We start from the raw sequence: 13,238 nt of genomic DNA, 5'->3' as shown, positions 1-13,238 counted from the left end.
TCCTGCGAAGGCAGTAATCTAATTTTAGTTTGCATTAACAACGGTTTCCTGTTTTCGCAGGAATACCAAGTTAACTTAATATTTCTTTCAATTTTTTAACCATTTTGTAAACATCTTCAAAAGTATTATATAATGGTACAGGAGCACAGCGAATTACATCTGGTTCTCGCCAATCTGTAATAATATGCGCATCTGTTAGTTTTTTATGTAAATTTTTATCTGCACTTTTTACTTGTATAGATAATTGACAACCTCTTTCTGATGGATTAGAAGGTGTAATTATTTTTATTTTATCGTTATTCAATTCATTAATTAAAAACTCAAAATAGCCCGTTAGTTTCTCAGATTTTTCACGAAGCGCATTCATTCCAACGTCATTAAACATATCTAACGATGCTTTTATTGCTGCCATAGATAATATTGGCGGATTACTAAGTTGCCAACCTTCTGCACCAGGAATAACATCTAGTGGTTGCCTCATATTAAAACGGGTTTCTTTATTATGGCTCCACCAACCTGAAAAACGTTTTAGTTTTTTATTATGTGCATGCTTTTCATGTACAAAAATGCCTCCTAAACTTCCAGGGCCAGAGTTTAAATACTTATAGGTACACCAAGCAGCAAAGTCTACACCAGAATCATGAAAATCTGGTTTTATATTTCCCGCACCATGCGCTAAATCGATGCCTACCATACAGTTTTTAGCATGACCTAATTCGGCTATTTTTTTTAAATCTAAATATTGTCCTGTGTAATAGTTTACGCCTCCAATAAGTAATAATGCTATTTCGTCTCCTTGTTCTTCAAGAATAGTTTCAAGATCTTCAATATTTAAGAGGTCTTCACCTGGTCTTGGTTTCCATTCTATTACGCCTTCATTGGCATCAAAACCATGAAAATCTAATTGCGTTTGTACTGCGTATCTATCGCTTGGAAAAGCATCACTCTCAATTATTATTTTGTATTTCGTTTTTGTTGGTTGGTAAAAACTGACCATTAGCAAATGTAAGTTAGTGGTTAAGGTATTCATTATAACCACTTCTATTGGTTTTGCACCAACAATTTTCGCCATAGATTCTGTTAGGAATTCATGATATGGCATCCAGGGATTTTTAGCATCAAAATGACCTTCTACACCAAAGTTTGCCCAATCTTCTAATTCTTGTTGGATGTATTTTTGAGTGGCTTTTGGTTGTAAACCTAGAGAGTTACCTGTAAAGTATAACCAATTATTCCCATCCTTATCTTTTGGGATATGAAATTGATCTCTGTAATGTGATAATTTATCTTCTTTATCTAATTGCTTAGCGTAGTTGATTCCTAAAGTATAGTTTGACACCTGATCTGTTTTTTTGTTATTCTGTAATTACTTTAATGTTTGTGAAATTTAGATTCCAATTCCCTTCCGCTTTTTTATGGTCTTGAGCTATTTTTATACCACTGAAATCTTTGTGATTTTCAAAAGTATTAATCATAGATGGTTCCGCAGAATTTGCCTCTCTAAAAGCCCATTCTTGAATAGTGTAACTGTCATCATAGAAAATATCGTAAGCATCTCCAGGAGTATAGCCACCTTTTGCTGGATAGGTTAAAGTTACTTTATTAAGTTGTTTTTTGCTAATTGGAGCTTCGGCTTTAGAAGGTTCGCCTAGAGTTGCACTAGTATCCCAAACCAATTGAAATGGGAATAATGCCCAGTATTTATCGTTTATAAAAGCACGATCTGCTTTTAAGCTTTCTTGTTCTATTTTGTAGGTTTTGTATGTAATAGTATCTTTTTTGGTAAGCATGGTTACCTCATTAGCTTTTGGTTTCCAGATCCAAGAACGACCAAAGTGAGAACTGTCTTTATCGACATTAAATGAGAAGTGAAATGCTTTTACTTGATCCCAATTTTCAAAACCATGAGCATTCGCAATCTTTTCGGCAAGCGAATATTCTTTTTGTGGCTGTTCTTGCTTGCAAGACGAAAAAATAAGCAAGCAAATTATTAATAATCTGTACATGGTTTTTGGTTTTCTTTCAAAGCTAAGAAATATTAATTAGTTTTGAGAAAATACCAACTAGATATGAGTAATAATTCAGAATACTTTAACGCAAATAAAGCGACTTGGAATGATAAAGTAAAAGTGCATGCTGAAAGCGATATGTATGCTATGGAAGCTTTTAAAAAAGGAAAAACGTCTTTAATGCGATATGAGCTTGAGGCTTTAGGTGATGTTACAGGGAAATCTTTATTGCATTTACAATGTCATTTCGGTCAAGATACTTTAAGTTGGAGTAGGTTAGGCGCCAAATGTACTGGCGTAGATTTAAGCGATGAAGGAGTGAAACTGGCACAAAAGCTTAATTCAGAATTAAATTTAGACGCTCAGTTTGTATGCTGTAATGTCTTGGATACTGCAAAGCATGTTGAAGGTGTTTTTGATGTTGTTTTCACTAGTTATGGTGTTATTGGATGGTTGCCAGATTTAAAACCTTGGGGGAAGATGGTTGCCGAGAAATTAAAAAAAGGAGGCACGTTTTACATGGTAGAATTTCATCCCATTGTTTGGATGTTTGATTATTTAGATAGTAAATCAGTTATAAAATATGGCTACATGCAAGATGAAGTTATTTACGAGGAATATGAAGGTACTTACGCTAACCAAGATTCTAAAATGGTGACAAAAGAATATGGTTGGAATCATGGTTTAAGTGAAGTAATAAATACTTTAACTGAAGCAGGTTTAAAAATTGAATATTTAAACGAGTATAATGAAAGTCCTTATAACGTTTTGCCCGAATTAGTAGAAACGAAATCGGGAAATTATGTAACTAAAGAAAAATTATATCCTTTGATTTTTGAAATTAAGGCGACTAAACTTTAGTTTTTGAAGTCTGATTAAGGTTTTATTATAACAAGAGTTGGTTTTTATTTCAGTACACTCCAGATGTGTGTTTTGTCGATTTCTATTTGTTGTACGTGTACGTTGGCAACGGGTTTTGTTTTATCAGTTCACTTAGGCCAAATTCTTAGATAAACCTATTAAAGTCTCCATTGAGGATAAGTATTAGTAAATCTTAGAGTCCGATTCCAATTTTCTGTCAGTCGGTTTTTTATTCTGCAAACTTGTTCGGCCGCACAGCAGTTTTAAAATCAGTTTGGTCATAAAGTTAATTTGTTTTGTTTTTTAGACTTCTAAAAAAATCAAAACATTTGACCATTTTAAAAGAAACATTGTTACAGCTGTGAACCCGATACTATATAATACTGCACCTTGCCAATAGGATAATCTCGTAGGCTAATGTCTCCACATTTTTGTTTCATATACTTTTTTCCCATAAGCACGAGTCAGTTTCCAGTAAACAAATACGAATGTTGAGAAAATCAAAATGGCTATTAATAAAATCCATTTTTTTTCCATATGTAATATTTTTAGTTTCTTTAAGTGTTGCCAACGGTCTTTTTATATGAAATGTAGCGTCTAAATAAACGCTAGCTTTTCGTATTAAACATGAGCCGAATTTTTATTTTTTTCTATCTAAATTTTATTTTATAAATATACAAAAATAAAAATTTGGCAGACTTAATAAATATGCGAGGACCTTTCGGAAAGACTGAATTAGTTATGTTTTATATACGTTGTTCGCCCACGTTTTAGTTTTTCTCAAAGTAATCAAAATTTTATTTGGAATAATCATTCTAGTATTCGTATGTTTGCAAACGGAATGATCGTTCCGGTATTATTAATAAATAGAGAAGAGATAAAATGAATAAATTAAAGGGAAAAATTGCCGTAGTTACTGGTGGTAACAGTGGGATTGGTTATGCATCTGCCAAAGAATTAAAAAGTCAAGGTGCAACTGTTGTAATAACAGGAAGAAATTTGGATAAAGTTCAATTGGCAGCTAAAGAACTCGATGTTAAAGGAATTGTTGCAGATGTTGAGAGCATTTCAGCAATAGAGGAATTGGTTGAACAAGTAAAAACTGATTTTGGAAAAGTTGACGTATTATTCGTAAATGCAGGAATTTTTCAAGCTGCTCCAATCGGGCAAATAAGTGAAGAAATGTTTGACCATCAAATGGGAATTAATTTTAAAGGTGCATTTTTCACGACTGAAAAGTTTCTCCCAATATTAAATGATGGTGCTTCAATTATAAACTTATCCTCTGTAAATGCTTATACAGGAATGCCTAATACTGCAGTTTATGCTGCATCTAAAGCTGCTTTAAATTCCTATACTCGAACTGCTGCAACAGAATTAGCTCCGAGAAAGATTCGTGTAAATTCAGTAAATCCAGGTCCGGTTTCAACACCAATTTTCGGTAAAACTGGAATGGACGAAGAGCAATTGAATGGATTTGCAGAAGCTATGCAAAATCGTATTCCTTTAAAACGTTTTGGTCAACCTGAAGATATTGCTAAACTTGTTTCGTTTTTAGCATCTGATGATGCTTCATTCATTACGGGTAGTGAGTATAATATAGATGGTGGAATTAACATTAATCCACTTTTGAGTTAATTTTTTATCCATATTTGGAATGATAGTTCCAATAAATTATATTTGTGGAAGCGTTTATCGCTTCCACATTTTTTATTATGCCTAGAGTAAAATTATTTGATGAAAATGAAGTCTTAACCAAAGCAATGAATTTGTTCTGGAAACAAGGATATTCAGCTACTTCTGTCCAAGATTTGGTTAATTGTTTGGGTATTAATAGAGCAAGTATTTATGATACTTTTGGTGGTAAAGAACAACTTTTTAGAAAATCTTTTGAACTTTACCGTAATATAAATCTTGAAGGGGTAATCCATTTTTTTGATAATCGGCCGAATGTAAAGATTGGATTTTCAGAACTTTTTCATAATGCTATTCAAGAAGATGTACTTGATAAAGATAACAAAGGTTGCTTTGTTGTAAATACTACAACAGAACTTATTCCAAACGATGAAAGTCTTTTAATAATTTTAGAAAAAAACAAACAAGATTTTGAGGAGGTATTCTATAATTATCTTAAAAAAGGTCAAGAAAGTGGTCAATTAAAAACGACACATGATTTAAAGTCCCTTGCAACTCTTTTTTACACATTATATAATGGTATTCGAGTTGTCTCCAAAACTCGTCCGAATAAAAAAGAAACAGCTGATTCTATAAATGTTGCATTGTCATTGTTGGGTTGACCAAATGTGTGCTAACGTTTGTGTATAAGGTTAGGTGCGTGGTTAAGCAACTAAATTAGTAAATAAAAACGGTATAGAAAAATCCGCGAGGATTTTCGTAAGTAGGCTAGAACGAACAATAAATTAAATACGGTGTTGTTACACGTTTTTTATTTCATTTCAAAAATTTTCCAAATGTCGATTATGTTATCTGTGTTTTCAGATGTTATTTCTCTCATTTGGAATTTATTTAGCTCAATTTTTTTAATTCTTTTCTCCTTTTTAGGTTTTTTATAGAAAATATCAAAAGTTACTCGACCTTTGATTTTCCACTCTTCTTGATTTAAACTAATTAATTCTAAACTTTTAAAACGACTTGAGCAAGACGTATAATATTTCCCTAATTCATTAATCCCATCGTTATTAATATCATCTACAGAAAAAAAAGTATTCAATTTCTAAGCAGGGTACGTCAACTCTGATGCGAGGAATTTTTTTGTCTGTAAATATTGCAGATGCGCCATTTTCATAACTATTCTCTTTTGTAATAAATAATTCAGGTATTATAATAATTGAATCATTTATTCCGTCTTTATTTATGTCGCCTAACGATTTGATAATTGAATAGCTTTCAAGGTCTTCTATTAATGTTGATGTTAAAACTACAATTGTTGTATCATTTAAACACTCCTTAACTCGTGTGTGAATTTTCGAATTAGACAGTAATTGTGTTTTTTGATTAGGATTTTCCCAATGGTCTCTCCAACTACTAAATTCTGGAAATTCTGTTTTGGAAATCCTTTGGCTATCTAACCTGTTTTTACACGATGATAAAATCATCAGAAGAAGTAAAATTGAGATAGAGAAGGTTTTTTTCATATTGCTTACAACGGTTATGTATAAGAAACGGAGGGCAATAAATAAGACTTTCGTTTCGATTTATTACTTAGCAAAATATAAATATTTTGCTTTTATCTTTTCTTCTATAAACGCCAAATTTTATATTTAGCGGACTTCATTAATGCACACAGACTTTTCGGTTAAGCAAAAACGCCCTATGTTTTTTATACATTGTTGTAAAACGTTTTTTTTCTACTTAATAGTTTCAGCCATTAATAGTATTTCTTTATTAATTATTTCTGCATTTTCTTTTTTTGTAATTATGGAACCGTGATTAGCTTCAAAAACAAATTGTTTTCCATTAGTAGATAGTTCTTTCAATTCTTTTTGCATTTTGAACCATATTTCAATTTGCTCGTCTGGGTCTATTCCTTCATTTCTATATTTTTCTTTCTGAGATTCCTTATACTGTTCAGTTGCAGTAAAAACCAATACAGGTAAAGAATCTAGATTTTTGGTTTGACCTGCTCTCAAAAGGACTTTATCATTGATGTCATTTTCTTTTATGTACCTACGAAAAACTTTCCCTGAATATGCAGTAAGATTATGCGAACGAGTATGGCAATCTTTAGGTAAGCCATCATTGGTAGGTTCAGATTCAAATATTTTATTGTAAGCTCCTATTATCCCCATATCCGAAATGATTGCAATAGTTTTTATTAGGAATATTTGATTTTCACTAAACAACTCTTTTTGTGCTAATCGATTCCATTGTTCAGGATGACTCGAATCGAGGAAGACCATTCCTTTTACTTCATTAGGATAGAGATCTCTGAATATTTGATTGTAAGGACCACCCATAGAATGACCTGCTAATATATAAGGTGGTTTTTCTCCACTTTTTTCTAGTAATTGATGTAATTGATTGGCATAAAGTTCTGGTGTAATAGTGTCTTTACTTGATTCGCTAAACCATTTCCCTTCTCTATCATAACGAATAACTCTCATATTACTCTTCAGTCCTTCCGCAATCCAATGCAACATATCTGTACTACTACCTGCGCCCGCTTCAAGAATAAGCGTTGGTAATTCATTTTTTTTACCCTCTGCTCTTATATGAAGTTTAGTTCCATTGACATCAACTAATTTTCCTGGTGGAACTGGTTTTGAACTAAATAATCGGAAGCACAATCCTGATATCAATAGTAGAATTATAAGTCCAGCTAAAATTTTGCCAATCCACTTGAGTATTTTTAGAATTAATTTTATCGTAGTTTTCATAAATGTTTTACAACTCCTTATATAGATCGTTATATTATTTATATCCCGAAAATAGGTTAGGATATTGAAACTTTTATATTGTCGTTATCCCGTAAATATAATTTATTTATTACAGTATCTAAAAGACTTTTTATTTGTTCTAATTCTTTCTTTTTATTCCTACACCATAGGTTTTTCAGCTTGAAAACGTTTTAATTTTGGTTTAGAAACGCCTTAAATCGATCTATTTTCTGGATGTCGTTTTTCGAGGTAAGTGTTAATTTCTAATTATTCGTTCTTTAAATTTTTGTGAAGTTTACTTAACTCTAAATATTTTTCAGGAGTACCGTTTTCAAAAGGAATAACATAAAAAGTATAAGCATGCTTTTTACTTCCTTTGTAGAGATACTGTTCTTGCGGTTTTGAATACCAACTATCGTCTCCTGCAACACCTCTTTGTCCTAAATCGATATTTAATTGTACTAAATCTTTCTCTTTTATATCAATTGTATGCTTGTTCTTTTTCGATGTTTTATAATCAAGACCATCTGTAGTATCAAAATCTTCATTTTCCATATGAAGGGCACTAAACCCAAGGTTTTGTTCCTTTTTGGAAACAAATAGGAGTCCCGTATTATTTTCATTGGAAAGTGCTATCCATCTTGCATCCGTTTTGTATCCATTATCCTGTGGTCTTATGTATGGCACATATTGGCCTGCTACTTTTGAGGTGTAAACGTCAACAAAAGCGGAAGCGTTTCGATCTTGATAATTTTCCCATGGTCCTCTCCCAAAATAGCTTAAGTTATTGTAAGTTTTTGGTATTTGAAGTCGCATTCCAATTCTAGGGATATCACCTTCGTATTGGGAAGTATTTAGTGTGTTTTGAATTTGAATGACACCAGTTCCATATATACTATAGTTTGAAAGGAACGTGGTTTTAACTCCAGGTAAACTATAAGTTACATTCAATAAAATAGTACCGTTTTCTAGGGTTTTATGATCTATTTTTGATACAGTAGCTTGTAAAGACGCTTTTTTCCATTCGATATTATTTTTCTCCATTCCATTTCCAAAATCATTATCTGTAACGCCTCTCCAAAAATTGGGTTTTGGACCTTTACCATCTTGTAATAATTCACTTCCATTGAAAGTGTACGATGTCATTCGCCCATCATTTTTATTAAAAATAATTTTAAAGGTCTCATTTGAAATTGTAATTATTCCATTAGCGTTTTTGACAACTAGCTTAGAATTTAATGCAATGGTTGTTGCTACTCTTCTGTGCTTTTGAGTTAAAGCAATTTGCTCATGAGCAACTTCAAATTTGGCGGGTAAAATTCCCCAATCCGTTTTAGTAGTAGCTGAAATTTCTACAAAATATTCAGTATTCGCTTTAAAATCTATGGCCTTTAGAGGAATACGAATTAGCTTTCCTGTGTGTGTTTCAACAGAAAGTGCTTCAATATTAATGCTTTTTAAAATTTTACCATCTGCTTTAATCTTAGCGGTAAATTTAAACTCATTGAGATTTGTGAAATCGTAGAGGTTTTCAATTAACACCCTTAATTCGTCATGTTCGTTTATACCTTTATGCTTAAAGTTAATGTATTCGTGTGCTTTTTTAACTTCGAATAATGCAGGCTGAGGCGTGCGGTCTGGAAACACAATGCCGTTATTTAAAAACGTGTTATCGCTGGGCATATTCTTTCCATAATCTCCGCCATAAGCATAATAACGTTCTCCTTTATTGTTGGTTTTCCAGATGGATTGGTCTACCCAATCCCAAATAAAGCCACCTTGTAAATTGTCGTATTGTTCTATTATGTCCCAATAATCTTGAAAATTCCCAGTACTGTTTCCCATCGCATGTGCATATTCACTAGGGATAAATGGTCTGTCTGTTTTTGATCTGCCTATTTCTTCAAAAAGAGCTGGAGATGGATATTGAGGAACTATAATATCTGTATTGCTATCCATATCATATAGGCTGCCATCATAATCCTTATAAGGACGTTCGTATTGGACAGGGCGCTTGGTTTTGTCGTTGGCTTTTATGGCATCGTAACCTTTAAAAAAGTTTACACCATTTCCTGCTTCGTTACCCATTGACCAGATGATTACTGATGGATGATTTTTATCACGTGCTACCATGCGTAACATTCTGTCTATATGTGCTTTCTCCCAATCAGGATTTTTAGCTAGTGAATATTTACCATAATACATACCATGAGATTCAATATTAGCTTCATCTACAACATAAATACCATAGGTATCGCAGAGTTCGTAAAACCGTCTACTACGAGGATAATGACTTAAGCGAACCGCATTAATGTTGTTTTCTTTCCAAAGACGAATGTCTTTCATTATTAAGTCTTCAGACATTACATGACCAGTTTCTGGATCTGCTTCTTGGGTATTTACTCCTTTTAATGTTATTCTTTGTCCATTTACTAAAAGCAATCCGTTTTTAATTTCTACACTTCTAAACCCAATGTCTCTAGAAGTAACTTCTTGTATCTCATCTTTCTTATTTTTTATAGTAATTAATAGGGTGTATAAGTTGGGATGCTCTGCGCTCCATTGTTTTACATTCTCTATTTCATTTTTAAAGGACACAGAACTATTTGCATGACTATCGATTAATAGTGCTGTTTTATCTTCCAATAAAATAGTTGCTCCATCATATAGTTGGCAAGAAACAGTTAAGTTTTTGTTTTTAGATAGATGATTTTCTAGCGCTATATCTAATTCTAAAATGCCTTTTTCGTAAGCTTTATCTAAAGTTGATACCACTTCGAAATCTTTAATTCTTGTATTTGGTTGTGCGTAAATAAAAACATTGCGTTCAATGCCGCTAATTCTCCAAAAATCTTGACACTCTAAATATGCACCGTCAGTCCAACGAAAAATTTGAAGTGCAATAGTGTTCTTTCCTGTTTTAAGTGCTTTGGTAATGTTAAATTCAGCAGGTAATTTACTTCCTTGAGAGTACCCAATATATTGACCATTTACCCATACAAAACCACCTGATTTCATAGCTCCAATATGCAAGAAACTTTGTTTGTTTTTCCAACCTTTATCTAGAGTAAACGCTTTTACGTAGGAACCAACGGGATTGTAATTTTCTGGCACATCGCCGGGATTTTTAGGATAGATTTTATCAATTAACTCCATGTCATCGGCTACAGGCGCTTTATAGTCTGAAAATTCATATTGATGGTTTGAATATATTGGCACTCCATATCCTTCAACTTCCCAGTTTGAAGGCACTTTAATGTCATCCCATTTTGAAGTATTAAACTCAGGGTTCATAAACGAGGTAGGACGATCTTTAGGGTTTCTTACCCAATTAAATTTCCATATGCCGTTTAATGATTTGTGATATTTAGAGGCGTTGGTTTTCCATGCTTCAATAGTGGAGAACGATGTAAATGAAGCATGAGCAGTTAATTTATGCTCACCAATTACAGTTTCATTTTCAATGTAGTATTTGTATTCTGTAATAGGATTTTTTTGCTGACTATGTAATGTTATTGTCAATAAAAAAAAGGATAGTACTCGATAGGGATTTCGTGTAGCTTTATTCATTAGATATAATTTTATACAATGACTAAGATATACTTCCGTTTCAAAGAAGCTTATCATGCATTAATCGAAAGGTATTGATTTTTTCGACAAAGTCAAGTACATATCCTATCCAAGTTTTTAGCTAAAACCTCTGCTTTAACTTAATGCTTAAGTCGTTTTTGCTTAAATTGTTTTAATCTAGGTATAGAAACGCCTAAATGTTAAGCTAATTAGTAGAAACCAATTCGCGCAATTATGTTTCAAAAGAGAGGTTGTATCCTATGCTTTTTGACATTAAGGCGACGAAACTTTAGTTTTTGAGGTCTCATTAGGGTTTTATTATAACAAGAGTTTGTTTTTATCTCAATACATTCCAGATGTGTGTTTTGTCGATTTCTATTTGTTGTACGTGTGTGTTGGCAACGGGTTTTGTTTTATCAGTTCACTTAGGCCAAATTCTTAGATAAACCTATTAAAGTCTCCATTGAGGATAAGTATTAGTAAATCTTAGAGTCCGATTCCGATTTTTTGTCAGTCGGTTTTTTATTACGCAAACTTGTTCGGCCGCACAGCAGTTTTAAAATCAGTTTGGTCTTAAAGTTAATCTGTTTTGTTTTTTAGACTTCTAAAAAAATCAAAACATTTGACCATTTTAAAAGAAACATTGTTATCGCTGTGACCCCGATACTATATAATACTGCACCTTGCCAATATGATAATCTCGTAGGCCAATGTCTCCACATTTTTGTTCCATATACTTTTTTCCCATAAGCACGAGTCAGTTTCCAATAAACAAATACGAATGTTGAGAAAATCAAAATAGCTATTAATAAAACCCATTTTTTTTCCATTTGTAATATTTTTAGTTTCTTTAATTGTTGCCAACATGTTCGTTTATCCAATAACTAAAATAGTAAGAAGAACTAATTCTTTGAAGTGCACCATGGTTTTTTTAAGGAAAATTAGAAGCTAGCAACTAATATTGGTTAAGCATAAGACAGTTATTTTTTATTTGCTGTGTTAGCTAAATTTTTCCCCAATCTGAATTAACATTTTTATCTTGGTTATACTCCCATAACCTTCTTAAAATTGAGCCATAATTTTTTATTATAATGTAATTGCCACACCCAAAAGTAATTTTCTTTAAAAATCATTTTTGTCTTCAAACACATGTTTTTTTTCTGTAATGAAGAACTGTATGTTTTTTTTAAATATCTCATATGTTTTCTGTCAGATGTGCAATGATCAATACACGATCCATTTGGTTTTACTTCTGGATTGTAGAAAAAGTTTGTAATTATATTTTTAGTTGAATCTACTTTTGTTTCAGTAACATTTTCCAAATACTTAATCGCTGAAAGTCTTAACCTTTGAGTTATTTCGCCAATTGCTTCTCTAAAAGAGATTTTTCCTATATATTCAGTATCATTTTCAATTAAGCTATAAGCCTAATTTTAAACTCTTTCATTTCAGTTGGTTTCGAATTTGCATCGTGTAAGCTTCAATTTGGAAGCCTCTTCGTTGTAAAAACATATATTTTATAGTTATAAATACAAAAAAACATCAGTTAGTAATAATTATTTTTTTGTTTACGTTTCCAGTTGTAGTCTTGACGATTACAATATAAATTCCCGCAGCCACATGCATTGGTAACGAGATAGATGTCTTGTTTTTTTGTATACTCCATGTATTTACCTGTTGTCCAAAACTGTTATACAAACTAACACTTCTTATAGCTGTAGTTTCAATACTATTCAATTGTAATTCGGAAATTGAATTATTCATATAAATGTGAACTCCTTCAAATAAAGTGACTTCCTCTATAGTTAATGTGGCTGGCTGGAGTACAAGAAAAAATCTATTTTGATACTCACCTGCATCTAGATTAATTTCAAAAGTTTGGTTTGTAATATCATGTATTTCACCTGTTAAACTGTCTTTAATATAAAGTGAGTTGTAGTTTTCTGCATGTTCTAGCTCATCTACTTTAATTCGTATAAGTCCACCTCCCATTGTTCGAATTCCTATGGGAATTTCTTTATCGAAACCAAACTCATTAGTAGCTTGAATCACATATTTTTTATCGTTTATAACCCAATACATATCGTCATCAAAAACCTCGTACATTTCGGCATCATATCCCCAATCAACAGCATCAGATGTAGTTTGATCAAGAGTAAGCAAAACTTGACGATGACTAATGTTAGGGGCGTCAAAACCAATTCTAAATTTTGTTCTAAAATCATTTTCCGAATTATTCACAGTTGTTGATTCTGAATTATGGGCTCTCATGAATACAGAATTCTCAGGCGCTTCCTTTACAAAACGCGCTGACTATTGTTAAATTGAATTTGTCCGCCATCTGCATCGCCTACTACAAAAAAGCCTTGACCAACAGGAATATATTTTTTTTGGTGCTCCC

Annotated in this window: 11 protein-coding genes; 3 read left to right on the top strand and 8 right to left on the bottom strand. The window is 32.3% G+C overall.

Annotated elements, in window-relative coordinates; genetic code table 11:
• Positions 1–70: 70 nt before the first annotated feature.
• Positions 71–1,339: a kynureninase gene (gene kynU / locus RH82_RS15445; RefSeq protein ID WP_034062102.1), complete on the bottom strand. Its 1,269-nt coding sequence runs from the start codon at positions 1,337–1,339 to the stop codon at positions 71–73.
• A gap of 16 nt (positions 1,340–1,355) precedes the next feature.
• A complete protein-coding gene (locus RH82_RS15440) occupies positions 1,356–2,006 on the bottom strand; it encodes a hypothetical protein (protein WP_034062101.1) in 651 nt (216 codons plus the stop codon).
• 63 nt (positions 2,007–2,069) lie between these two features.
• On the opposite strand from RH82_RS15440, the gene RH82_RS15435 reads away from it, so the two are divergent.
• From RH82_RS15435 to RH82_RS15425, 3 genes are all read left to right on the top strand, one after another.
• Entirely contained in the window at positions 2,070–2,870 is an 801-nt protein-coding gene (locus tag RH82_RS15435) for a class I SAM-dependent methyltransferase (RefSeq protein WP_034062100.1), read from the top strand.
• A gap of 882 nt (positions 2,871–3,752) precedes the next feature.
• Positions 3,753–4,508 carry an SDR family NAD(P)-dependent oxidoreductase gene (locus RH82_RS15430; RefSeq protein ID WP_034062098.1) on the top strand — a complete coding sequence of 252 codons (756 nt, stop codon included), beginning with the start codon at positions 3,753–3,755 and terminating at the stop codon, positions 4,506–4,508.
• Positions 4,509–4,552: 44 nt separating this feature from the next.
• Positions 4,553–5,167 (top strand): TetR/AcrR family transcriptional regulator, encoded by a 615-nt coding sequence (locus RH82_RS15425; RefSeq protein WP_241148089.1) that lies wholly within the window; start codon positions 4,553–4,555, stop codon positions 5,165–5,167.
• A 149-nt stretch (positions 5,168–5,316) separates the two neighbouring features.
• On the opposite strand, the gene RH82_RS15420 is transcribed toward RH82_RS15425, so the two are convergent.
• From RH82_RS15420 to RH82_RS15390, 6 genes are all read right to left on the bottom strand, one after another.
• The gene (locus tag RH82_RS15420) at positions 5,317–5,601 is read right to left on the bottom strand and encodes a hypothetical protein (RefSeq protein ID WP_034062095.1); all 285 of its coding nucleotides are present in this window, start codon (positions 5,599–5,601) and stop codon (positions 5,317–5,319) included.
• Positions 5,576–5,986, bottom strand: coding sequence for a hypothetical protein (locus RH82_RS15415; RefSeq protein ID WP_034062094.1), 411 nt, complete (start codon positions 5,984–5,986; stop codon positions 5,576–5,578). Before RH82_RS15415 ends, RH82_RS15420 begins: the two co-directional genes overlap by 26 nt.
• 252 nt (positions 5,987–6,238) lie before the next feature.
• A complete protein-coding gene (locus RH82_RS18010; protein WP_162182466.1) occupies positions 6,239–7,177 on the bottom strand; it encodes an alpha/beta fold hydrolase in 939 nt (312 codons plus the stop codon).
• A gap of 357 nt (positions 7,178–7,534) precedes the next feature.
• The gene (locus RH82_RS15405; protein ID WP_034062092.1) at positions 7,535–10,837 is read right to left on the bottom strand and encodes a glycoside hydrolase family 2 TIM barrel-domain containing protein; all 3,303 of its coding nucleotides are present in this window, start codon (positions 10,835–10,837) and stop codon (positions 7,535–7,537) included.
• A 596-nt stretch (positions 10,838–11,433) separates the two neighbouring features.
• Positions 11,434–11,667, bottom strand: coding sequence for a hypothetical protein (locus tag RH82_RS15400; RefSeq protein WP_156112503.1), 234 nt, complete (start codon positions 11,665–11,667; stop codon positions 11,434–11,436).
• A gap of 712 nt (positions 11,668–12,379) precedes the next feature.
• Positions 12,380–13,078 (bottom strand): T9SS type A sorting domain-containing protein, encoded by a 699-nt coding sequence (locus RH82_RS15390; protein WP_162182465.1) that lies wholly within the window; start codon positions 13,076–13,078, stop codon positions 12,380–12,382.
• Positions 13,079–13,238: the final 160 nt, after the last annotated feature.

Source organism: Lacinutrix jangbogonensis, assembly GCF_000797445.1.
Taxonomy (GTDB): Bacteria; Bacteroidota; Bacteroidia; order Flavobacteriales; family Flavobacteriaceae; genus Lacinutrix; species Lacinutrix jangbogonensis.
Note: the sequence above shows the minus strand (reverse complement) of the source record. Positions and strands in the feature narration are given on the sequence as shown.